We start from the raw sequence: 23,909 nt of genomic DNA, 5'->3' as shown, positions 1-23,909 counted from the left end.
CTAAACCTCCATGACGACCGGGATGATCATCGGACGAGTGCGCGTACGACTCCAGATAAAGTTAGAGAGCGAGTCGCGCACGGCCTTGCGAATGGCATCGGAACCGCTGCTCGTAAAGCTGAACTTGCCCTTCTCAATCGTCTTCATAATAGACGCGGAGGCATCCTCGGAGAACTGGTCGTCGATGGCAAACGAGACGCCGCGGCCCGAGAACTCGATGGCCTCAATCTTCTTGTGCTTGAGCGAGACGATGGCGACGGCCGTGACCATACCGTCATTGGCGAGCTTCTGGCGATCGCGCAGGACGATGGGGTCGGTATCGCCGATACGCAGGCCGTCGACGTAGACGACGCCGGACTCGACGGGCGTACCACGCTTGACGATACCACCGCGCATCTCGAGCGTGTCGCCGTTATCGAGGATAAAGATGTGATCATCCTTGATGCCCATCTTGCGGGCCAGCTGGGCATGGGCGCGCAGATGCACGGCCTCACCGTGAACCGGCATAAAGTACGTGGGCTTGGCCATGGCCATCAGGAGCTTAAGCTCCTCCTGGCTGCCGTGGCCCGAGACGTGGACAAGAGCACGGTTCTTATCCCACACGTCGCAGCCGAGCTTGGCCAAGCTGTTGACGACCTGCTGAACGGCTTTCTCGTTGCCGGGAACGGGAGTTGCCGAGAGGATGACGGTATCGCCCTCGTGGATAGAGAGCGTCTTGTGCTCGCCATTGGCCATGCGGGACAGGGCCGACAGCGGCTCGCCCTGAGAACCGGTGCACATGACGACGATCTTGTCGTCGGGCAGGTTATCGATATCGAAGGCATCGATGATATCGGCATCGTCGATGTTGAGGTAGCCCAGCTCGCGCGCGACGCGGGTGTTGGTGAGCATGGAGCGACCGGTCACAACGACCTTACGGCCGCACTTGCGGGCGGCATCGCAGATCTGCTGCAAACGATGGATATGGCTCGAGAACGAAGCGACGAACACGCGACCCGGGGCGTTCTTGATGGCATGCAGTAGGTTGGGACCAACCTCGGCCTCGGACTTGGTAAAGCCGGGAACCGTGGCATTGGTGGAGTCGGACAGCAACAGGTCGATGCCCTGCTTGGCAAAGCGGCTGATAGCGGCATAGTCGGGCGTGACACCATCGATGGGCGTCTGGTCGAGCTTAAAGTCGCCAGTGTGCATAACGGTGCCCTGATTGGTGCGAATGAACACGCCCAGAGCGCCGGGGATGGAGTGCGTCATCGAGAAGAAGTCGAGCGAGATGCCGCCGAGGTTGACATGGCTGCCGCCCTTAACCTCGCGGAACTTGGGTGCGCGGATGCGGAACTCAGAAAGCTTGCCTTCGATAAAGCCAAGCGTCAGCTTGCTCGAGAAGATGGGCACCTTGTTGTTGAGGTCCTGCAGCAGATACGGAAGCGAACCGGTGTGGTCCTCGTGGCCGTGGGTGACGACGATACCGCGGAGCTTCTCCTCGTTCTCCAGAACATAGGTGTAGTCGGGAAGCACCAGGTCAATACCGGGCTGGGAATCGTCGGGGAACATGAGGCCAGCGTCAACGAGCACCATGTCGTCGCCGCATTCGAAGACCGTCATGTTCTTGCCGATGCCGTCAAGGCCGCCGAGCGGAATGATCTTCAAGGGAGATGATTTTTTAGCTGCCATAGGTTAGTGTGGTTTCCTTTCTTCGAAACGGGTCTGGAACAACCGACGGGGCGCTTCTGGCAAACCGACCGCCGGGAACGTACAAACATGCATCGCAGAGTCGATGCAATAACCTCAGTATGATACCCATTTGCACAACAACAGACCACCCATGCATCAAAGCCCCATCTGAACCTGTGTATCCCGCCGGTCAGGGCTCAGCGGCCCCGGCACGGGCTAAGTTTCCTGCTCTACAGTCCTGCTCACGACGGAGGCCACATTAAGTGGCCTCCTGTTCGTGCGGAACTCACGATAAACTTAGCCCGTGCCGGGGCCGCTGAGCCCTGACCTGCCAATATGAGATAGGTTTATTTTGGTAGGTTTTATCAGGGGAAATACTGCTGTGTCTATCTACTGATCTGAAATCTGACTACTGAATAGACTGTCTAACTAAATAGCGAGCGGCACTAACCAGCCCTTTTGCTTGCGCCCGGGAGGGCCGCATATGAAGTTTATCGCGAGTTCCGCACGCAAAGGAAAGCACTTAATGTGCTTTCCGTCTTGCGCAGGACTGTAGAGCAGGAAACTTCATATGCGGCCCTCCCGGGCGCAAGCAAAAGGGCGACCCCTGTCCGGAGTCGCCCTTGTTGAGCTGCTTATGTTTAGCTGTTACTCGGCGTCGTGGTGACGACGGGGCTTGCGGCCTCCGTTGTCGCCGGGACGGCGCGGACGGTCGCTGCGCTCGGAGCGCTCGCGACGCGGACGCTCACGGCGCTGGAAGTGCTCGCCGTCGCCCTCAGAGGCACCCTCGGCACGAGCCGGGGCCTCGGGCTTGTCCAGACGATCGAGCGAAATCTTGCCACGATCGTCGACCTCGATGACGACGACCTTGACCTCGTCGCCCACGTTGAGGACGTCCTCGACCTTCTCCACGCGGCCCTTGGCGACGCGGGAGATGTGCAGCAGGCCGTCCTTACCGGGCAGCAGGTTGACGAAGGCGCCGAAGGGCTGGATGGAGACCACGCGACCGGTGTACTCCTCGCCCGGCTCGGGAACCTTGATGATGAGCTTGATGCGCTCGACAGCCTGGTCCACGGACTCGCCGGTGCCGCCGACAAAGACGGTGCCGTCCTCCTGGATGTCGACCGAAGCGCCGGTCTCATCCTGGATACCGCGGATGACCTTACCGCCGGAACCGATGACGTCGCGGATCTTGTCGGTCGGAACCTGGATGGAGACGATGCGCGGAGCGGTGCTGCGCGTGGTGTGGCGCGGCTCGGGGATCACATCGAGCATCTTCTGCAGGATGAAGGCGCGACCCTCCTTGGCCTGCTGCAGAGCGCGGGCCAGGATGTCGAAGGTGAGGCCGGTGGCTTTGTTGTCCATCTGCAGGGCGGTGATGCCCTCGGTGGTGCCGGTGACCTTAAAGTCCATGTCGCCCAGGAAGTCCTCGAGACCCTGGATGTCGGACAGGACCACGGTCTTGCCCTCCTCCTGGATCAGGCCCATGGCGATACCGGAGACCGGGCGCTTAATGGGCACGCCGCCGTCCATAAGGGCGAGCGTGGAGCCGCAGGTCGAAGCCATCGAAGAGGAGCCGTTGGACTCCATGACCTCGGAGACGACGCGGATGGCGTAGGGGAACTCGTTCTCGTCGGGAAGCACCGGAAGCAGAGCGCGCTCGGCCAGATTGCCATGGCCGATCTCGCGGCGCTTGGGGCTGCCCATGCGGCCGGTCTCGCCGGTGCAGAAAGGCGGGAAGTTGTAGTGGTGCATGTAGCGCTTGCCCTCGGTGGGCTCGATGGTATCCAGACGCTGGCCCTCGTTGAGCATGCCGAGCGACAGGACGGAGAGCACCTGGGTCTGGCCACGCTGGAACAGGCCGGAGCCGTGAACGAGCGGCAGGTAGTTGTCCTTCACCATGATGGGACGGATCTCGTCGGCGGCACGGCCGTCGACGCGCTCACCGGTCTCGACGACCATGGTGCGCATGGCCTTCTTCTCGAGCTTCTTGAGCGCCACGGGGATCTCGCGCTCCCAAGCGGCCTGCTCCTCCTCGGTAAACTCGGCACGGATGGACTCCTTCAGAGCCTCGACCTTGCCGATACGGGAGAGCTTGTCGGCGTCGCGAAGGGCGGCTGCCATCTCGTCGTAGTGGGCGAAGATGCGCTCCTGGACCTCCTCGACGGGCTGGTCGAGCGGGTACTCCTTCTTGACGATGGGGCCGTTGACCTGCTCCCACTCGGCAACGAACTCGTCCTGAGCCTGGCAGAAAGCAGCAAGGGCCTCCTGGCCAAACTTCATGGCGGCGAGCATGTCGTCCTCGGAGATCTCCTCGGCGCCGGCCTCGACCATCGAGATGAAGTCGGCAGAGCCGCCCAGCTCCAGGTCCAGATCGGAGTTCTCGCGCTCCTCGTAGGTGGGGTTGACGATAAACTCGCCGGTCTCCACGTTACGGCCGATGCGCACGCAGGCAAGCGGACCCTCGAAGGGCACGCCGCCGAGCGTCATGGCCAGAGAAGCACCCATGACGTTGATGACGTCGAAGGGGTTGACCTGGTCGGCGACGAGCGAGGTGGCGACGATGTGCACCTCGTTGCGGAAGCCATCCGGGAAGCTCGGGCGAATCGGACGGTCGATCATGCGCGCGGTGAGCGTAGCCTTCTCACTGGGACGGCCCTCACGCTTGAGGTAGCCACCCGGGATGCGGCCGGCAGCGTACATCTTCTCGTTGAAGTCGACGGTCAGCGGGAAGAAGTCGTAGTTCTTACGCTCCTTGGAGACGACCACGGTGTCGAGCATCGTGGTGTCACCCTGCTTGACCAGGCAGGCGCCGGTGGCCTGCTTGGCAAGCTCGCCCGACTCAAAGGTGTAGGTCTTGCCGTACAGCTCAAAGGTCTTGGATACGAGTGTCATTGTTCTCCTTTACCCCGCAGACCCCTTGCCTGCGGGCTTCTCATGTGACGCGGGCCCCCTGCCCCCGCCACGCTTCAGAGCGTGATTGTTCGCGCCCTTACACAAAAAGAGCGCCCCGCTGCGCAGGACGCTCTTAGCATGTACAAATCCTACTGGATGTTGTCGCGGATGCCCAGAGCCTTGATGAGCTCACGGTACTCGACGATGTCGTTCTTCTTGATGTAGGAGAGAAGACGACGACGACGACCGACGAGCATGAGCAGACCACGACGGGTGTGGAAGTCCTTCTGGTGGGACTTCATGTGCTCGGTCAGCTCCTTGATGCGCTCGGACAGGATGGCGACCTGAACCTTGGGGTTGCCGGTGTCGACCGGGGTGTTACCGAACTGGGCAGTCAGCTCCGCCTTGCGCTCTTTGGAAACAGTCATTGTTTCACCTTTCGTTTTGCGTCGCCATCGGGCGACTCGATTCGCCTCGGACTGGGAAGCCGCCGGTGGAGCGAGCAACCAAGGTCGAGGTACCAACAGGTCGGTATGTTACCACAAGCAGCCCGCGCCTGCGCATCATCACCGACCCAACATGAATTCCATCGCACGGAGGCGCTGATCGGTGTGCGTCGCAGCCCAAACATGCGAAAGCCCCAGCAAAAAGGCTGCGGTATGCGGGTCGATTCGCTCGGCCAAAAGCGCATCGAAGGTCATGGACATGAGGGCGCGCAGCCATGCGGCCTCACCGGTCGACACCAGTTCGGCACCTGGAACGCTCGACGCGCACGACCCGCACATGAGGCCGCCCGCCTGGGGCGAAAAATACGACAGCATGGGGTCTCCGCACAGCACGCAGGCCGAAAAATCGGGTCGATAGCCAACGTGCGACAGCAGCTTAAAGACATATGCCGCAACAAGTAGATCCATATGCGCCGTGTCGAGCCCGCTGCCCACCAGGGCAAGCGCTCGCTGCGTTATAGCAAAGGTAAACGGGTCCTCGGCGTCCTCGAACGAGCACACGCGCGCGACCTCGGCGATCGCGCTTGCGGCGCAGGTCGTCTCGTAATCGGGCGCAACGCCGAGCGGCGCCTCCATAAGCTCGGCCTGGGAAACCACGTCGAGTGACCGTCCATGTGCGAGCAGCATATCTACCGTACAGAACTGCTCGCAGCGCGCAGCCAGGCGTCCGCCGGGTTTGCGGGCGCCCTTTGCCACGGCACGAACCTGCCGCCCCCGCTCGTCAAGCATCGTCAAGATCAGGTCGGTCTCTTTGAGCTTCGTCTTGTCGAGGACGAGCACCTTGGTGCGATATGTGCGAGAACCTGCCATTCGCGCCGCGTGTCCCTAATCTTCGGCGTTGTAGCCAAAGCGGCGAATCTGAGCTTCGTCGTCACGCCAGCCGGCCTTAACCTTCACGTCCAGCTCCAAAAAGACCTGGGTGCCAAAGATGCGCTCAAGGTCGCGACGGGCGTCGATACCGATATGTTTGATCATCTCGCCGCCCTTGCCAATGATGATGCCCTTCTGGCCCTCACGCTCAACGTAAATGGTGGCGTGCACGCGCAGCACCTTCTTGGTCTGCTCGAGCGCATCGCAGATCACGCCCACGGAGTGCGGGATCTCATCACGGGTGCGGCGCAAGACCTTCTCGCGCACAAACTCGGCAACGAGCGTCTCATCGGAAGCGTCGGTACCCATGTCCTCGGGGAACCAACGCGGACCCTCGGGCAAAAAGTGCGCAACGGTCTCGATAAAGGCATCGACGTTGAAGTTCTTGACCGACGACGTCACGATCTCGTCGTCATACTCCATGAGCTCGTGGGCGGCCTTGAGCTGTTCCATAACCTGGGCGGGATCGGCCTCATCGGCCTTGGTGAGCACCAGGACCTTCTTGCAACGGGCGCATCTTACGCGCTCGGCAACCCAAGCGTCTCCCCTGCCGATCGGCTTGGTGGCATCAATCAAAAACGCGACGACATCGACATCGTTCAGCTCGAACAACGCGCTCTTGTTGAGCTCAGATCCCAAGCCGTCCTTGGGCTTATGAATACCGGGGGTATCGACAAAGACCAGCTGGTAGCCGGGGCGGTTGACGACGGCGCGCATGCGGCGGCGGGTCGTCTGGGCCACCGGCGAGGTGATGGCGACCTTTTTGCCATAGCAGGCATTAAGCAGCGTAGACTTGCCAGCGTTGGGACGACCGACCAGGGCCACGAAACCGCTGCGGAAACTGGGCTCCACGTCGCCAAAGTCCGCGAGGTTGTCGTCCTCGTCGCACAGGGCGTCGAGCTCCTCATCGCTCATGCCCTTAAACGGGTCGAACTCCTCGACTTCCTCGAGCTCCTCGGTATCCACCGCATCCAGGGACTCGTCGTCCAAAATCTCATCGGTAGACTGCATATTGTCGGACATGGGAATCCCTTTCTAAATAAAGCCGAGCGCGTGGGCAAATACCAGCACGCCCACAATCGCGGCGGTGATGGAAAGAACGTATACAGAGGCGGCGGCGATGTCCTTCGCACGCTTGGCCAACGGATGGAGCTCCTGGGTCGCCAGGTCGACAATGGCCTCCATGGCGGTGTTGCACAGCTCGCCGTGAATCACCAGGCCGCAACAGATGATAATCGTGGCCCACTCGGCAATGTCGAGCCCCACGATGCAGCCGGCAATGACGGTGCACACGCCCGCCACGAGCATGACCTTAATGTTACGCTCGGTCTTGACGGCGGTGACGAAGCCCTCCATGGCGTAGGAAAACGACTTTAAGAAGGACGGATGGTCCTTGTTCGATCCGGGAATCATAGACGGCTCCTAGTCGTGGGCGTGGTTGGTGATGGGGCCGACGTGGACTAGCTTGGGGTCCTCGCCGCGCTCGAGCGCCAAATCGCGCAGGATGGCGTCCTCGCGGGCCTCCATGACCTCGGCCTCGTCGTCCTCGATGTGGTCATAGCCCAGCAGGTGCAGCATGCCGTGTACGAGCATCAGACGGCACTCGTCAGCAGGGCTATTGCCAAAGCCGGGGGCCTGACGGGCAATGACCTGCGGGGCCAAGATAATATCGCCGAGCTCGAGCGTCTCATCGACGGGAATGTCATCGTCAAAGGCCGAGTCGCACTCAAACGAGAGCACATCGGTGGTGCGGTCGATACCGCGCCACTCGTGGTTGAGCTCATGCATCTCGTCCTCGTCGACATACGAAAGGGAAATCTCGACTTCACGTTCAACGCCCTCGGCGGCAAGCACAACCTCGCAGATGTGCTCCACCTCCTGCGCGTCAAGCAGCGTATCGAGTTCGGCATCGTTGCTGATCAATACACTCAACGGGACTCCTTTCGGTCACGTACGCGTTTCTCGCGCACATCATCATAAGTGTCGTATGCCTCGACGATACGTCCCACCAAGGCATGGCGCACCACGTCGGCACGCTCGAGGTGCGAAAATGCGACATCGTCGACACGGCCCAAAATCTGCTCAACGTCGGCAAGACCGCCACGACGACCCACCAGGTCGCGCTGGCTCAGGTCGCCGGTAATCACGAACTTGGAGTTAAAACCCAAGCGCGTCAGAAACATCTTCATCTGCTCAGGCGTGGTATTTTGCGCCTCGTCGAGCACCACGAAGGCATCGCTCAGCGTGCGGCCGCGCATATAGGCAAGCGGGGCGATCTCGATCACGCCGCGGTCCATAAGCTCATCGGTGCGCTCGCGATCCATCATGTCAAAAAGGGCGTCGTAGAGCGGACGCATGTAGGGATCGATCTTTTCCTCGAGGGTACCGGGTAAAAAGCCCAGGTTCTCCCCCGCCTCGACAACCGGACGCGTCAAGATCAGACGGCCCACCTCGTGACGCTTAAGCGCGACAACGGCGAGCGCCATGGCCAGATAAGTCTTACCGGTGCCGGCAGGACCCAGTCCAAACGTGATGGTATGCGAGCGAATGGCATCCACGTAGCGCTTTTGGCCGAGCGTTTTGGGGCGAATGGCACGACCGCGATACGAAAGCAGCACGTCATCGCGAAGCGACGTAGCCTCGTGCTCACCGTCGCGCAGAACGGCCAGACAGCGCGAGACATCGTCGGCAGAAAGCGTGCGCCCGGCAGCAGCCTCACGAAAGGCATGTTCGAAAAAACGCGCCACGAGTTCGACCTCATCCGGGTCACCGCTCACGGCGATGCTATCGCCACGGGCGACCACATGGGCGCGCACCAAGTTCTCGAGTGCACGAAGGACGCCGTCGCCGGCGCCCAAAACGCGCGAGGGGTCGATTCCCTCGGGAACGGTAAGTCTAATCTTCGAGGCTTCCATGAACCTCCCTGCGCGCATGGACCAAGCCGGAATCATCGACTCCGATGATAGCAACATCGAGCAGGCACGGGGCTGAAAGTCCACAGGTATCGTCAAGACGGGCATGATGGAACGAGCCGAGCGTCAGGTTGTCACCATACTCGAGCACGGCACGCTCGACTGTGCCCACGCGACGACGAGCGTCGGCAATAGCGAGCTCCTGTGCCGCGGCCCGCATACGGCGGCTGCGCTCAGCCATAACCTCGGGCGGCACCTGGTCGGGCATATCGGCAGCAAGGGTACCGGGACGCTTGCTATAGCGGAACACGTGCATACGCGAGAAACCCACACGACGGCACAGCGCCAGCGACTCCTCGAACTCCTCGTCCGTCTCACCAGGAAAACCGACGATGACATCGCACGAAAGAGACACCTGGGGCAAGTTGGCACGAATCATGCGCACCGTGTCCTCAAAGGCCTCGGCGCTATAGGGACGGCCCATGCGATGCAGGGTCGCCGTGCAGCCGGACTGCACGGGCAGGTGCAAAAACGGGGCGATACGCTGCGGATAGCGCGCCATAACCTTAAGCAGGCGCTCAGAGATATCCATGGGCTCGACCGAGGAAATGCGCACATGCGGAATAGACGTGCGCTCCATGATGGCCTCGAGCAGCTCATCGATTTCGACATGCTCGTCGGTCGCGCTCTTGCCATCGTAGGCACCCAGGTTCACACCGGTCAGCACCACCTCGGGCACGCCGGCCTCCTGGGCCTCGCGAACTTGCTCGAGCACGGACTCGACGGGCGCGGAGCGCTCGGGGCCACGTGCCTTCCACACAATGCAATAGGTGCAGCGGTGGTTGCAGCCGTCCTGAATCTTCACGCCCAGGCGAGAGCGACCGAGCGCATCGACCACCTCGCCATCGCTGCAGGCGGGAACGCTATCGGACTCAACGCCCAGCACCTCACAGACACGTTCGGCGACATCGATCTTGGACGGTTCGGCGATCACGCGATCCGAAAGCTCCAACAACTCCTCAGGATGCAAATTGACCACGCAACCGGTCACGAGCACATAGGGCTCGTTTGGATGGGACAGCGCATGACGAACGGCCTTACGGGTCTTGGCCTCGGCCTCGCCCGTAACGGCACAGGTGTTAATGACGATCAAATCGGCATCCTGGGGCTCCACCATAGCAAAGCCCAGGCGCATAAGATCGGCAGTGATACGGTCGGACTCAACCCGGTTGACACGGCAGCCGAGGTTGACGACGGAAATATGGGGTGCGAGCACGCGGGCTCCTTAATCGAGGATATCGTCGAGGGCACTCTTGATACGGTCGGTCACCGACTTCTTACCGGAAGCGACGTCATCGCCCATATCATCGGCAAAAGCACGGAGCAGCTCGCGCTGCTTATTGGAAAGATTGGTGGGAACGACCACGCGCAGTTGCACGATCAGGCGGCCACGCGAACCGCCACCGCCAATGCGCGGCATGCCGTAATTATTGACGTTCACGGTGTCGCCGTACTGGGCGCCGGCGGGAACCGTCACCTTAACGACCTCGTCGGGCATAATGCCCTCGACCTCAATCTCGCAGCCGAGCGCAGCCTGCGCAATCGAGATATCGCTCACCAGGTACAGGTCGTCACCGTTGCGCTTAAAGCGCTCATGGTCGGCAACGCGCACGTTGACAATCAGGTCACCCGAGGGCTCGCCGCGAAGGCCGGCCTCGCCAAAGCCGCTCACGCGCAGCTGGCGACCGGTCGAAACGCCGGCGGGAATATCGATGTCGATCTTTTCATGCGAAGGCGTGCGGCCCTGACCGTCGCAGGTCTCGCAGGGATGGTCGATAACCGTGCCCTCGCCATGGCAGTCGGGGCAAGGCGAGGAAGACTGAACCTGGCCCAGGAACGAGCGCTGGACCGTCGTGACGTAGCCTGTACCGTGACAGCGGCCGCACTGCTTTTCCTGTGCGCCCTCTGCCCTACCGGTGCCATTGCAGTCCTCGCAAGGAGCAAGGCGGTCATAGCTGATCGTCTTTTTGCAGCCGAGCGCCGCCTCCTCGAGCGTCACCGAAAGCGAGATGGCCATGTCGCGACCGCGACGACGCTCACGACGGTTGCGGGCGCCACCGCCGGCACCGCCGCCAAAGAACGAGGAGAACAAGTCGTCCATGCCCATGCCACCAAAGATATCGTTGATATCGACGTAGCCCGAACCACCAGGGCCGTCGGCAGTGCCGTAACGGTCGTAGTTAGCACGCTTCTGCTCATCGGAAAGAACGGAATAGGCCTCGTTGAGCTCCTTGAACTTGGCCTCGGCCTCGGGGTCGTCCGAAACATCCGGATGTACGGTACGGGCCTTCTTTAGAAACGCACGCTTGATCGTCCGCGCGTCGGCATCCCTGTCGACGCCAAGCACCTCGTAGTAATCCCTATTTTCCGACACGACCGAATCCTTCCGACTTTCATTATTGTCACAGTGCGTCCTATACCCAAGCTGGGCCGACCGCAAACAGAGGGTTTGATGTTATTGCATTTGGTACGGCGAAAGCATGGCCCGTTGCGAGCAGCTCGCGAACCAAACCGACACGAGCGCGAACATGAAGCCGTTGGCAAAACCGTTGGCAAACTGCATCGCGCCGCGCTTCCACCACAGCAGACTGCGATGAAGCACGCCGTCCGAAAGCACCATGAACAGGCCCATGGTAAACGGAATAAAGCACATCACGGCAAAGGCCGAGAACACGCCCGAAATGGCCGAGAGTACCAAAAACGGCGCCACGATGCCCATCAGGTAAAAACCGGTACGAGCTTTGCCTTCCAAGCGCTCGGCCTCAACATGGGCGCGGCCGACCAGGTCGCCGCCCGCGGCACCGTTGGTGCCAGCATGACCCATGCCGCTAATGCGGACCTCGTCGCCATCGTGCGTGCCGGCAGGAAACTCAATCGTCTGCTCGGAGGTTACGCGAGTACGACCGCTGCCACCGCAATCAGGGCAGGGGTCTGCCACGACCTTACCGGAACCGCCGCACTCGGGGCAGACCGACTGGAACGTGCCCGCACCAAACAGGAAGGACAGGTCGACGTCGATGTGACCGCGGCCGCCACAGCTTGGGCAGGTATGGGCATGCTCGGAGGAGACAGAACCCGAGCCGCCGCAGTGACCGCAGGTATCGAAGCGCGTGTAGCGGACGGTCTTGCGGGCACCGCCCTTGGCCTCCTTGGCGTCGAGTTTGATATCAACGACCACGTTGGCGCCGTTCTCGGGATTGTAGGCAGCCTGCCCGCGACGCGGCTGGCCCCAGGCGCCACCAAAGGGAAAACCGCCCTCAAAGGGATTGCCATAGCCCGCGCTGCCGGCGTAGCCGCCGCCATAGGGCGAAGCCGTAGGAGCGCCGGCGAAGGGGTTGCCCGAACGCATGGCGTCGTAGCGCGAACGCTTCTGCTCGTCCGAAAGCACGGCGTAGGCCTCGGAAACCTCTTTAAACTTTTCCTCGGCATCCGGCTCTTTGTTGACGTCCGGATGGAGCTTGCGGGCCTTTTGCTGGAAGGCCTTTTGAATATCACGCGAGGTGGCGTCCTTGGAGACACCCAAAATCTCGTAGTAATCTTTTTCGTTCATCGTCGCCATGCGCGCCAACCTCCTGCTCACAGCAGCGTATATATTCCGGTAATTCTACCCGAGCGGCCTAAGCTAGATCCCAAAACAGCTCGAACAGAACATTTCCATCGAGCCAGCCCAGGTGTGTCGGCGCCAGACGAGCTCGGACATGGCCCGCGAGGACGTCTGCCGAAGTGAAGGGTCCCTCATGGACTCCGAGCGTCTCGGGCACCCAAGTGGCAAGACCCAATTCGAGCGCGCGATCGCAGGCAGCTGCCAGCTCGCCCGTTGGGATGACGCAAGCTGCACGAACCAACAGATCGGACGCAATACCGCGCGTCATGCGACAAGCGAGCATCAGGTCTTCAGCCGCAGCCTCACGCTGCGACAGATATTCAGTCTCGAACGCCGTCGCGTCATCGTCACGTTGCACCAGACGCACGCGGTACGCAACGCCTCGAGAAGAAACACCGGGGAACAAACCTGCAAGACGGTCGAAATCCCCGGCGTCGAGCATGCCCGCGGCAGAACGACCCAGGCCCAGGTAGCCCCGTCCGGTCCAGTAGGCAATGTTATGGGCGCACTCATGGCCGTCGAGCGCATAGCTTGCCACCTCATACGGGTGATAGCCGGCCGCACCCAGACGCTCACGCGCCACATCCATGCACGAAGCTTGAAAATCCTCGTCGGGCTCGACCGACTCGTCGCGGCACGCCATGCGATAAAGGGGCGTCCCCTCCTCAAGCGTAAGCGGGTAGACCGACACATGATGCGGAGCCGCCGCCAGCACGCCATCGAGCGTGTGCTTCCAACTCGCTGCGGTCTGCCCGGGAAGTCCGCACATAAGGTCGCACGACACGTCAAGCCCAGCGTTCTTGACCGTCGCGATGGCGGCGAGCGCCCGATCGGCATCGTGAATACGGCCGATGGCAGTAAGTTCGGTGTTATCGAGCGTTTGCACGCCCAGAGAGACGCGTGTGACACCAACCTTGGCAAGCGCAGCGGCAAGCTCGGCGGTCAGCGACTCGGGATTGGCCTCGCAGGTAAACTCAACGGGGGCGCACCACGCACGAATACGCCGCACAAGCTCCACCAGGCGCTCCCCCGCCAGCGACGGCGTACCGCCGCCAACATAGACGGTGCGGATCTGGTCAAGGGCCCCAGCCTTGCCAAAAGCATCGAGACGCGCGAACAACTGCTCAAAATAGAAATCGAGCGCAGCGCTCAGGTCGCACGGAGCAAAACTGCGTGAGTCAAAGTCGCAGTACCGGCACTTTTGGGCGCAAAACGGCACGTGCGCATACAGCGCGGTAACGGCCACCCTTAAGCCCCCAGCGGATGAGGGGGCACCGATTCGCCGGCGGCAAGGGCAGCCTCGCAGGCCACCACATCGCGCTCGATCTCATCGACCAGCGCCATGAACTCCTCGTACGTGGAGCAGCGCACCACATGAGCACGCCAAGCGGCGGCATGGGGCATGCCTTTTAAGTACCAGCTTGCGTACGTACGGGCACGCGACATGAGCGGCAGGAGCTCATGCGTCAGCGTTAGGTGCTCACGCAGGGCGTCTAGGCGCTCAACGGAGCTGCGCGCCGGCACCGGCATGCCATCGAGCGCAAGGGCGCGAGCATCACCGAACACCCACGGATTGCCGTAGATGCCGCGCGCGATAAACACCGCGCTGGCACCAGAACTGCGCAGATGCTCAGCAGCGTCCTCGGCCGAGAACACATCACCCGAACCAATCACGGGAATCTCGACGGCGTCGGCAACCTCATCGACGACAGACCAATCGGCCTGGCCCGTATAGAGCTGCGTGGCACAACGACCGTGCACGGCAACTGCAGAGGCGCCCGCCCCTTCAAGCATCTGGGCAAACGTTGCGGCGTTGCGGTCCTCGGCATAAAAACCCTTGCGGATCTTCACGGTCACGGGAACATGCGCCGCGCCCACCGCTGCCTCGACAATCTTCTCGGCCAGGTCGGGCGTGCGCATAAGCGCCGAGCCTTCGCCCTTAGTAACGACCTTGCGAGCCGGACAGGCCATGTTGATATCAATCAATGACAGGCGATCGCCCACACGCTCCTCGACGGCGGCGACGGCACTCGCAAACTGCTCGGGCTTGGAGCCAAAGAGCTGCACGCAAATCTGCTGCTCCTCGTCGGCCGGTAGCACCAGGCGCCAGGTCTTGTTGCTGGCATAGGCAAGGCCCGCCACGCTCACCATCTCGCTATAGGCGAGATTGGCACCGCGGCGGCGGCACATGATGCGATAAGCGGGATCGGTTACGCCCGCCATGGGAGCCATAAGGAACGGCTGCTCGGCATAGGCGCCCAGCAGCCGCTTGCTGTATTCGGAAAGCGCCATAGACCTACTCGTCCACCTTGAGGATCGCCATAAAGGCCTCCTGCGGGACCTCGACCGAGCCGATGGCCTTCATGCGCTTCTTGCCCTCTTTCTGCTTCTCGAGCAGCTTGCGCTTACGCGAGATATCGCCGCCGTAGCACTTAGCAAGAACGTCCTTGCGACGCGCTTTGACGGTAGAACGGGCGATGATCTTGTTGCCGATAGCACCCTGGATGGGCACCTCGAACAGCTGACGCGGGATGATCTCCTTAAGTTTGTCGCACAGACCACGGGCCAGGCCATAGGCCTTGTCCTTATGGACGATAAACGACAGCGCGTCCACCTCGTCGCCCGAAAGCAAAATATCAAGCTTAACGAGCTCAGAGGGACGGTACTCGTTGAACTCGTAGTCGAGCGAGGCATAGCCCTTTGTACGACTCTTGAGCTGGTCAAAGAAGTCCAAGATGAGCTCGGCGAGCGGCATATCAAAGCGCATCTCGACCGATTTGCTCGTGAGATGGATCATGTCGGTAGTAATGCCGCGGTGCTCGATAGCGAGCTGCATGACGGCACCCGTATACTCGGGCGGGCAGATGATCTTTGCCTTAAGGTAGGGCTCCTCGATACGCTCGATGCGCGTGGCCTCGGGAAGGTCCTGCGGACTGCGGACATCGATCATTTCGCCGTCGGTCTTGTAGACGTGATAGTCCACCGAGGGGCTCGTGGCAATGAGGTCAAGATTGAACTCACGCTCCAGGCGCTCCTTGACGACCTCCATATGCAGCAGGCCCAAGAAGCCCACGCGGAAGCCAAAGCCGAGCGCCACCGAGGTCTCGGGCTCCCACACCAACGACGGGTCGTTGACGTGCAGCTTATCGAGCGCGTCACGCAGGTTCTCGTAGTCCTTGTTATCGATCGGGAACAGGCCCGTATAGACCATGGGCTTAGCCTCGCGGTAGCCGGGAAGCGGCTCGGGGCAGGGGTTCGACGCCCAGGTAAGGGTGTCGCCCACGCGAACGGCCTCGGGGTCCTTCAGGCCCGTGACCACGTATCCGACCTCGCCGACCGTCAGCGCGTCGACCGGCGTCTCGGCGGGACGCTTGACGCCCACGCCATCGACCAAAAAGTCGCCCTTTGCCTGCATCATGCGCAAGGTATCGCCCTTTTTGATGGAGCCGTCAAAGATGCGCACCGTGGCGACGACGCCACGATACTCGTCGAAGTATGAATCCAGAATGAGTGCCTTGAGCGGCGCATTCGCATCGCCCTTGGGCGGAGAGATCAGAAAGACAATGGACTCCAGCAGATCGTGGATGCCCTCGCCGGTCTTGCCCGAGACACACACGGCATCATCGGCAGGGATCGCCAGGTCATCCTCGATCTCGGTCTTAACCTCATCGGGATGAGCCGAGGGCAGGTCGATCTTGTTGATGGCCGGCACAATGTCCAGATTGGCGTTCATGGCGAGCGTCGCGTTAGAGACGGTCTGCGCCTCGACGCCCTGCGTGGCGTCGACGACGAGCACCGCGCCCTCACAGGCTGCCAGCGAGCGCGAGACCTCATAGGTAAAGTCCACGTGGCCCGGCGTATCGATCAGATTGAACTGATACGTCTCGCCATCGTCGGCGTCATAGGACACGCGAACGGCATTGGACTTGATCGTGATGCCGCGCTCGCGCTCGATATCCATGGTGTCGAGCAGCTGCGACTCCATGTCGCGTTCGTCGACGGTATGGGTGAGCTCGAGGATGCGATCGCTGATCGTGGACTTGCCATGGTCGATGTGCGCAACGATTGAGAAGTTGCGGATGTGGGAAATGTCAATTGAAGTATTCATGCGGACTATCTTACCCGAGCGGTACAAAAAATGGAGCCTGTTCCATAAAACAGGCTCCATTTATGCGCGTAATCTGTGTGGTGTGAAATTTACAACTTAGGCGTTGATGCTGTTCACGAGCTTGGCAAGACCGGACTTGCGGTTGGAAGCCTGGTTCTTGTGGATAACATGCTTGGCGGCAGCCATGTCGAGACGCTTGGTGACGGTCTTGAGGGCAGCCTGGGCTTTCTCGGCGTCGCCCTCGGCGACGGCGGACTGGACGTGCTTGGTCAGCGTCTTGAGCTCGGACTTGACAGCCTTGTTACGCATGCGAGCTGCCTCATTGGTGCGGATACGCTTCTTCTGAGACTTGATGTTTGCCACTTCTGGAGTTCCTTTCGAGTTCCTTGCAAAAAATGTATGACACCTCTGAGACACGGTGAGGTCATGCAAGCGCCTACTATAGCACGCTCCCCCTCAAAGGGATAGAACGAATTTGTCAAATAGGCAGGTATCAACACGATTTTCTCAAGATGTTCGTAATCCAGAGCAAAAGCGCGGTCTGAGAATCGGCCGAACCCTTGAGCGCGAGCTCCACATCGACTGCCCCCTCGAGCGCTGCGACGAGCTCTGCCATCGAAAAGCGACGTGCCCAGGTCAGGTGATTCTTGACCTGCCAGGACTGGAGCTTGAGCGTCGCAGCGAGCTCACGCCCCTGCCCGCGCGCATCGAGCGCCTTGGCAACGATCAGTTCGCGAATGCGGCCGCACAGCAATGTATAAGTCCACACGTAGCTCTTGGAGGGCAGTAGATTGAAGAGCTCGAGCGAGCGGCGCATGTCACGTGCCGAGACCGCATTGAGAAAGTCCCAGGGTTGAACCTCAGCCGTACGTACAATCCAGCGCTCAACGTCGGCAAGCTCAATCTGGGGCGCCTCGACCATCTGGACAAGCTTAGCCAAGTCGTTATCGAGCATGCGGGTGTTCTCGCCCGAGCGCGAAACGAGCTCCTCGGCAGCCGCCGTCGAGATGGACTTTCCGTGCTGCGTCGCCATCTGCTGCACGCGACGCGGCAGCTCCCAGCGCTTAGTGCCTGAACAGTCGATCACGGCCTTCTTGTCAATCTTGGCGATCGCCTTGTACAGGCGCGTGTTCTTGGCAAGCGAATCGGCGATTATAAGGCAAACCGTTGTGGGGCTGGGACTCGCCAGATACTCGACAAGCGGCTCCGAGACCGCCTTGGCGAGCTTTGAGCAGCCATCAAGGATTACCAGGCGAAACTCGCTGCCCATCGGAAAGGTGTTAAGCGATCCGATAATGGACTCGATCTCGGGGTCCTTGGTCATGTCGCGCTCGTCGAGGTTGAACTCGACCATGCCCGACTTTTCCAGACGCGCTTTCATACGCGAGACGGCGTGATCGCGCTTGACTCCGTCGGTACCGACAATCAGATATGCCGGCAGCAGACCGGTTTCGGACATTGCGCTCCCCTCCCGCAGGCCTTCGTATTCGTTCCGTGCCATTCTAGCCCAGGGGCCCACCACACGCCAACGACGTCGTCACGGTCGCTGGCATCGCATCGCAAAGCCATTCGCAGTCGGCGTGATGGTGATATCGCCGTGTTCGATGGTGCACGCGAACACGCCGCCCGCTTCCTTAACGGCATCGATGCAGGCATCGGACGGATGGCCGTATCGATTCCCCTCGCCCGCGCTCGCGAGGGAAAGCTCGGGCTTCAGGACGTCCAGCAACTCACCATCAACTGAAACCTTAGAGCCGTGATGCCCAAGTTTAAGGACATCGATATCCCCCACCTCCTGCACGAATTCCCGTTCTTGGTCAAGCTCGGCATCACCGGTGAGGAGTATGCGCAGGCCCTTGCCTTCCTGAACATAAGAGAGCAACAGGACAAGCGAGTCCTCATTTCCCTCGCCATCCACGGACTCGAATGGCCACACCACGCGGGCGCAAAAAGAGCCGATGTCGACCGTATCCCCACGGCACACCTGCCGATACTCCACGCCAGGTCGGTTCAATACCTCGGCAGGAGCATCCTCCAGCGCATCCGCCGCCACGGCAATCGTTCCGACCGAAAACTGTTCGAGCACGGCAGGCAGACCACCCCAGTGGTCCTCATCCCAATGCGTCACAAAGACGGCATCGATATGGTGCACGTTATTGCGAACCAACGCCGCCACCACGCGCTCGTCGAGCCCGCAGTCGACGAGCGCCACTGCGCCGCCCTGGCGAATAAGAATCGCATCGGCCTGGCCCACATCGAGCACCGTCACCGAAGGCGGAGCGAATCGATCCCAGTAGGCGTACGGAATCGCAGCCAAGAGCACCAGGCATGCAAGCCCCACCGCCATAGGACGTGCACGGGGACGCGGCCACCGGACAAGCAGAACCGCCAGCAAACACGGCACTAGGTAAATCCACTTGCTATCGGGCGGCACACTCACGGATGCACCCGGCACGGCGGCAAACAGCTGCTCGAAAAACAGCGCGCAACGGGCGGCAATCATGGGCACAACGAGCGCCCAAGTCCGCAACGGTCCCACGAGCGAAAAGGGAACCAGCACGATGGACACGACGAGCAGTACGCTCACCACCGGACCGAGGACCGCATTTGCCAGCGGAGCAATGAGCGAGAACGTACCAAAGGCAGGAATGGTAATGGGAAGTGTCGCCAGTTGCGAGCACAGCGTGACGGAAAGCATGCCGGCAACGCCCGACGGAACACTAAGCTCACCCAAAGCGTAGGTCGCATAGGGGCAAAAGCACAGAATGGCTAAGACGCTGGCACATGAAAGCTGAAATCCCATCTCGAACAGAACCGTCGGCCGCAGCAGCACAAAGATGGACATGGTTACGAAGAGTGCCGAAATTCCGTGCCGGCGACGCCCCGCGCCGTTTACGACAAGCGTCGCGAACACCATGCAGCACGCGCGCACGGCCGAGGGAGACGCGCCCGTAAAGGCAACGTAGCCCACAAGCGTTATCGCCAATATCGCCCGCTGAAGACCACGTGAGCACCGAGTCTTTTGCAATACACCCTCGATTACAAACCCCACGATAGCCAAATGGCTGCCCGAGACGGCGATAAGATGCGCCGTTCCCGTCACCGAAAACCAGTCGCCCGTCGGCTGGGCGCGCAGCTCGGCCGAACGACCGCAGGCGACACCGGCTATGAGTGCACGCGCCGGGTCGGTCGCAGGCGCGATGGACGCAAGCAGCCCATTTCGCATCCGAAGAAGCGGTCCCGGAGAGTCCTCATCGACCGACAAAATCCGAACGACTTTAACCTTGCGCACCTCACCTCGGAGCACGCGCGATCGTCCATACGCATCGTTCTCAAAACGTGAAACGCGACCGATAACACGCACGTGCGCCCCGACCTTGAGCTCGAGGTCGCACGATAGGCGAACCATTGCCAAGTTCTTACCGTCCGCGCGTGCCTCGCAGGTATAGGAAAACACGTCGTCGTTTATGGATGGATCACCCTGCACGACAAACTCAAGGCTGCTTGCCGCTCGACCGTCGAGCGCCTTCGAGGCGCTTAGCGCGCCCACAGCCCACCAGGCCGAGACGACCGCTCCCGCCACAAGACCGACGGACGCGGCATACAGCCACCGCTTCCAAGGGGCAAGCCACGCACAAGATTGAGCCAGCACAACGAATACCGCCGCCGCAACGGGGATGGCCCAAAGCGGCCCGACCGCCGAAGCCCGCTCCCACAGCAGCGCATCGGCGGCCACGTTGAGCACCAAGGCGCAGCTCATGCACATGCCGGCACACAGGGCCATCGTCCACGGCATCAGGGGCCGCGGAGGCATCACATGTTCGCGCTCGGTCGCACTCATACGCAGATGCAATCTTTGATTTTGGCAAGCTTCTTCTCGCCGATTCCCGACACACGCATCAGATCGTCAACCGAGGCAAAAGCACCGTTCTTTGTCCGCTCATCGATAATCGACTGTGCCATGGAGGGACCGATGCCCGAGAGCGTTTGCAGCTCTGCCGCGCTTGCCGTATTGATGTTGACTAGGCCCGTTGCGCCACTCACGCCCAATGATGCGGAAGCCCCACCATCAACACCGGCTTCCGCAATGGACGCCTGCTGCTCCCCCACCGTTGGAACGTGAATCTTCTGCCCATCGACGACCTTGGATGCCCGATTGAGCCCCGTAACGTCTGCCTCGGGCGCCAGCCCGCCGGCGGCATCTATCGCCTGAGCCACCCGCGCGCCGTCCTTGACGCGATATACACCGGGCGACACAACGGCACCATCAACATCGACATAAACCTCTGCCGCGGCAGACGCCTTAGACGAAGAGCCTTCGGATGTCTTTCCGCTCGAGGCATCGCCGGATCCCGGCTCCACTAACGAGCCCGAACCATCAGTGCGCTCAAACGACACGCCGCCAGTACCGCCGCTAAGGTTCGCCATCGCCAAGCCGCTCGCCATCGCAATGACGACCAGTATCGCCACCACCACAGCCTTATGACCGAGCAGCTTGCCCGCCCAGCGGTCCATCTTTTTGACCCGTTCGTGTTGTTCGCGCTGCGCCATAGCAAAACCTCCCAACAACATCGTGTCAGGAAAAGAGCCCTGCAACAGCCATGCTTCAAAACCGGTTTTCGCAGTCAAACCAAAAGCTGACCAAAACCTTGCACAAATCTGTCCATTTATTCAGACACACGTCAGCAAATGAACACTTAGCCGCAAAATGCCCAGATAGCAAAAGACCGACGATGCAAGAGCATCGTCGGTCTATGCACAAATTTACTCGTGATCTTGGTAAATCTCACGCGGAGCAAGCTCCGAATGTTTGCGTTTTAAGGTCTTAGGGGCCTTATACGTGTTGCTTTCGAAGTCGATGTACTCGGTCTGCTTGAGTAGGCGCTCGATCATCTCCTCGTGATCGAACAACTCCCAGGCCTCATGCACGGCATCGAGTTTAGCGTGCGTCTCGGGACGACGCGGCATAAACAGCGTGCAGCAGTCGGGAGCGGCCTCAGTCGAGATATCGAACGTACCAATCTCCTCGGCGCGCGCGATAATCTCCTGCTTGTCCGAACCGATGAGCGGACGGAACACGGGGATCTTCACGGCCTCGTTAACGGCCATGATATTCTCAAGCGTTTGGGAGGCAACCTGTCCAAGCGATTCGCCCGTCACGATGGCCTTGGCGCCCTCGATGTGTGCAATGCGCTCGGCAACCGAATACATAATGCGGCGATACATGATCACGCGCAGGTTGCTGGGACAGGTGACCGAAATCTCACGCTGGCAATCGCCAAACGGCACCACGTACAGGCGGCCGATCTGGACACCCGGCTCAAGCGCACGGATGATGTCCTGCACCAAATACTCGCTCGTGTCGGGCGTCTGCGGACGACCTGAGAAATGTACCGGCACGCACACCGCGCCGCGACGCGCGAGCATCCAGGTCGCCACCGGAGAATCAATACCCGACGACAGCAGCGTCACGACCTTGCCGGCAGAACCCACCGGCAGACCGCCCACGCCGCGCTCGGAGCGCGCGTACACATAAACGCTACCCTGGACCACCAGTACGTGCACCATCGCATCGGGGTCATGCATTTGAACCTTTTTATCGGGGAAGGCCTCGCACAGCACCTCGCCCACCTGACGATTGATGTCAATCGAGGTGAGCTCATAGTCGGTATTGGAGCGCTTGGCGTGCACCTTAAACGAATCGAAGGAACCAAACTCGCGCAGCGCCTTCACGGCGGCGGCACAGTACTCCTGAGGGTCACGATTGGTGTGATACGCCAAAGACACACGAGCAACGCCGGGAACGGTGCGAATGACACGCGCCGCCTCGTCGGCCTGATGCTCGTTAAAGGTCACGAGGATATAACCGGAAATTCGAGACACGGCATTCACGGAAAAGGCGGCCAAGGCCGCCTTGATGTTATCCATGAGGATATGCTCAAAATGTGCGCGGTTCTTACCCTTCAGTCCAACCTCGTGATAGTGGACCAGGCAGACGCGAGCCGCCATTTAGGCTTCAGCAACCTTGTGGCCGAGCGCCTTCTCGTAACGGGCCTCGTCGTAAGAGATGTCGCCGTCGACAATCTCGTCCATAGCCATCGAGATGGTGTCGGCACCGGAAAGCCCGATGGTGATGTCATCGACATCCTGGACGGCAAGCACGCGGTTGTGCTGGCCACGCAGCATGCTATTGATGTCGCAGGCGCGCTTGGAGGCAAGCGAAGCGAGCAGGAAGCGGTTGTGATCGGTCTTCTCCAGAAGATCGTCAATGCAAGGCTTTACAACGGACACGGACCTCAGATCCTTTCATGCATATCGAGAACGCGAACGAGCTCATCGGTCGCGCGGTCGAGATCGTCATTTACCACGACGTCGTCGTAGCGGTCGGCAAGGGCAAGCTCATCGGCGGCGTTTGCCATACGCAGCTCAATCGTCTCGGGCGTCTCGGTACCGCGACCGACTAGACGCTCGCGGAGCACCTCAAGCGAAGGCGGCTTGATAAAGATCAGCACGGCCTCGGGGAAACGCTCCTTCACCTGCAGGGCGCCCTGGACATCGATCTCCAAAATCAGAGACGCGCCCGAGGCGAGCTTGGATGTGACCTCGCTCACCAACGTGCCGTAGCAGTTACCGTGGACCTCGGCCCACTCAACAAACTCGCCGTTTGCCACGCGGCGGTCGAACTCCTCGCGCGTCAGAAAAAAGTAGTTAACGCCGTCGACCTCACCTTTGCGTGGTGCTCGCGTGGTAGCCGAAACCGTCAGGCCCAGGTTCGAGCGGCGCTCGCGCACACGAGTGACGAGCGTACCCTTCCCTGCGCCTGACGGTCCAGAAATCACAAAGAGCTTGGAATCCTGAGCGCTCACTTATTTGGTCAGCTGCTCGAGGAGCTGCTCGCGCTGACGGACGCCGAGGCCCTGGACGCGACGGGTAGCGGAGATACCGAGCTCCTCCATGATCTTGGCGGCCTTGGCCTTGCCATAACCAGGAAGAGACTCGATGAGGGTGGAAACCTTCATGCGGGAAGCGATGGGGTCATCGGAGTTGAGCACGGACTCGAGGGACTTCTCGCCCTTCTTGATCTGCTCACGAAGCTCAGCGCGGGCGTGACGTGCGGCAGCAGCCTTCTCAAGAGCCTGCTTGCGCTGCTCATCGGTAAGCTGAGGGAGTGCCATTCGTACCTCCAAATAGTTGGGTTATATCTGATTCAATAATTGGCATTTTAGCACGTAGAACGTACAAAATGCCCAATCGCGGCTCCATAGGTTAGACGATACCCGCAA

General features: G+C 60.7%; 22 protein-coding genes. All 22 read right to left on the bottom strand.

Going from position 1 to position 23,909, the window contains the following annotated elements; translation table 11 throughout:
- The 22 genes from I1969_RS05425 to mihF all read right to left on the bottom strand — a co-directional run bounded on the left by I1969_RS05425 (position 1) and on the right by mihF (position 23,801).
- Complete coding sequence (locus I1969_RS05425) at positions 1-1,671, bottom strand: ribonuclease J (RefSeq protein WP_006235967.1); 1,671 nt, start codon at positions 1,669-1,671, stop codon at positions 1-3.
- 648 nt (positions 1,672-2,319) lie between these two features.
- Positions 2,320-4,566, bottom strand: coding sequence for a polyribonucleotide nucleotidyltransferase (locus tag I1969_RS05420; protein WP_055309899.1), 2,247 nt, complete (start codon positions 4,564-4,566; stop codon positions 2,320-2,322).
- A 149-nt stretch (positions 4,567-4,715) separates the two neighbouring features.
- Positions 4,716-4,994 carry a 30S ribosomal protein S15 gene (rpsO, locus tag I1969_RS05415; protein WP_035138510.1) on the bottom strand — a complete coding sequence of 93 codons (279 nt, stop codon included), beginning with the start codon at positions 4,992-4,994 and terminating at the stop codon, positions 4,716-4,718.
- Between the two features lie 138 nt (positions 4,995-5,132).
- On the bottom strand, positions 5,133-5,882 hold the full coding sequence (gene recO / locus I1969_RS05410; RefSeq protein WP_195233640.1) for a DNA repair protein RecO: 750 nt from the start codon (positions 5,880-5,882) through the stop codon (positions 5,133-5,135).
- A 15-nt stretch (positions 5,883-5,897) separates the two neighbouring features.
- On the bottom strand, positions 5,898-6,965 hold the full coding sequence (era, locus tag I1969_RS05405; protein ID WP_195233638.1) for a GTPase Era: 1,068 nt from the start codon (positions 6,963-6,965) through the stop codon (positions 5,898-5,900).
- Between the two features lie 12 nt (positions 6,966-6,977).
- On the bottom strand, positions 6,978-7,355 hold the full coding sequence (locus I1969_RS05400; RefSeq protein WP_117639888.1) for a diacylglycerol kinase family protein: 378 nt from the start codon (positions 7,353-7,355) through the stop codon (positions 6,978-6,980).
- A gap of 9 nt (positions 7,356-7,364) precedes the next feature.
- Positions 7,365-7,874: an rRNA maturation RNase YbeY gene (gene ybeY / locus I1969_RS05395; protein WP_195233636.1), complete on the bottom strand. Its 510-nt coding sequence runs from the start codon at positions 7,872-7,874 to the stop codon at positions 7,365-7,367.
- Complete coding sequence (locus I1969_RS05390; RefSeq protein ID WP_195233627.1) at positions 7,871-8,857, bottom strand: PhoH family protein; 987 nt, start codon at positions 8,855-8,857, stop codon at positions 7,871-7,873. The genes ybeY and I1969_RS05390 overlap by 4 nt, the downstream gene beginning before the upstream one ends.
- A complete protein-coding gene (locus tag I1969_RS05385; RefSeq protein WP_195233625.1) occupies positions 8,838-10,130 on the bottom strand; it encodes a MiaB/RimO family radical SAM methylthiotransferase in 1,293 nt (430 codons plus the stop codon). Before I1969_RS05385 ends, I1969_RS05390 begins: the two co-directional genes overlap by 20 nt.
- 9 nt (positions 10,131-10,139) lie before the next feature.
- A complete protein-coding gene (dnaJ, locus tag I1969_RS05380) occupies positions 10,140-11,288 on the bottom strand; it encodes a molecular chaperone DnaJ (RefSeq protein WP_161161351.1) in 1,149 nt (382 codons plus the stop codon).
- An 81-nt stretch (positions 11,289-11,369) separates the two neighbouring features.
- Positions 11,370-12,473, bottom strand: coding sequence for a DnaJ domain-containing protein (locus I1969_RS05375; RefSeq protein ID WP_195233623.1), 1,104 nt, complete (start codon positions 12,471-12,473; stop codon positions 11,370-11,372).
- A gap of 58 nt (positions 12,474-12,531) precedes the next feature.
- Complete coding sequence (gene hemW, locus I1969_RS05370; protein WP_195233615.1) at positions 12,532-13,764, bottom strand: radical SAM family heme chaperone HemW; 1,233 nt, start codon at positions 13,762-13,764, stop codon at positions 12,532-12,534.
- Between the two features lie 2 nt (positions 13,765-13,766).
- Positions 13,767-14,810: a tRNA dihydrouridine synthase DusB gene (gene dusB, locus I1969_RS05365; protein ID WP_195233605.1), complete on the bottom strand. Its 1,044-nt coding sequence runs from the start codon at positions 14,808-14,810 to the stop codon at positions 13,767-13,769.
- 4 nt (positions 14,811-14,814) lie between these two features.
- Complete coding sequence (lepA, locus tag I1969_RS05360; protein ID WP_117770326.1) at positions 14,815-16,626, bottom strand: translation elongation factor 4; 1,812 nt, start codon at positions 16,624-16,626, stop codon at positions 14,815-14,817.
- Between the two features lie 96 nt (positions 16,627-16,722).
- The gene (gene rpsT, locus I1969_RS05355; RefSeq protein ID WP_022094714.1) at positions 16,723-16,989 is read right to left on the bottom strand and encodes a 30S ribosomal protein S20; all 267 of its coding nucleotides are present in this window, start codon (positions 16,987-16,989) and stop codon (positions 16,723-16,725) included.
- 130 nt (positions 16,990-17,119) lie between these two features.
- The gene (holA, locus tag I1969_RS05350) at positions 17,120-18,085 is read right to left on the bottom strand and encodes a DNA polymerase III subunit delta (RefSeq protein WP_195233603.1); all 966 of its coding nucleotides are present in this window, start codon (positions 18,083-18,085) and stop codon (positions 17,120-17,122) included.
- 78 nt (positions 18,086-18,163) lie between these two features.
- Positions 18,164-20,467: a DNA internalization-related competence protein ComEC/Rec2 gene (locus tag I1969_RS05345; RefSeq protein WP_195233601.1), complete on the bottom strand. Its 2,304-nt coding sequence runs from the start codon at positions 20,465-20,467 to the stop codon at positions 18,164-18,166.
- Positions 20,464-21,177: a helix-hairpin-helix domain-containing protein gene (locus I1969_RS05340; RefSeq protein ID WP_195233599.1), complete on the bottom strand. Its 714-nt coding sequence runs from the start codon at positions 21,175-21,177 to the stop codon at positions 20,464-20,466. The genes I1969_RS05345 and I1969_RS05340 overlap by 4 nt, the downstream gene beginning before the upstream one ends.
- A gap of 213 nt (positions 21,178-21,390) precedes the next feature.
- Positions 21,391-22,635, bottom strand: a complete 1,245-nt coding sequence (thiI, locus tag I1969_RS05335; RefSeq protein WP_006235944.1) for a tRNA uracil 4-sulfurtransferase ThiI — start codon at positions 22,633-22,635, stop codon at positions 21,391-21,393.
- A complete protein-coding gene (locus tag I1969_RS05330; RefSeq protein ID WP_035138532.1) occupies positions 22,636-22,917 on the bottom strand; it encodes a DNA-directed RNA polymerase subunit omega in 282 nt (93 codons plus the stop codon). It lies immediately after the preceding gene.
- 5 nt (positions 22,918-22,922) lie between these two features.
- Positions 22,923-23,492 (bottom strand): guanylate kinase, encoded by a 570-nt coding sequence (gene gmk, locus I1969_RS05325; protein WP_006236131.1) that lies wholly within the window; start codon positions 23,490-23,492, stop codon positions 22,923-22,925.
- Complete coding sequence (gene mihF, locus I1969_RS05320) at positions 23,493-23,801, bottom strand: integration host factor, actinobacterial type (RefSeq protein WP_006236130.1); 309 nt, start codon at positions 23,799-23,801, stop codon at positions 23,493-23,495.
- Positions 23,802-23,909 lie beyond the last annotated feature (108 nt).

It is taken from the genome of Collinsella aerofaciens, assembly GCF_015548375.1.
Taxonomy (GTDB): Bacteria; Actinomycetota; Coriobacteriia; order Coriobacteriales; family Coriobacteriaceae; genus Collinsella; species Collinsella aerofaciens_AB.
The sequence above is the reverse complement of the archived record's forward strand: the minus strand, read 5'-3'. Positions and strand labels throughout refer to the sequence as shown.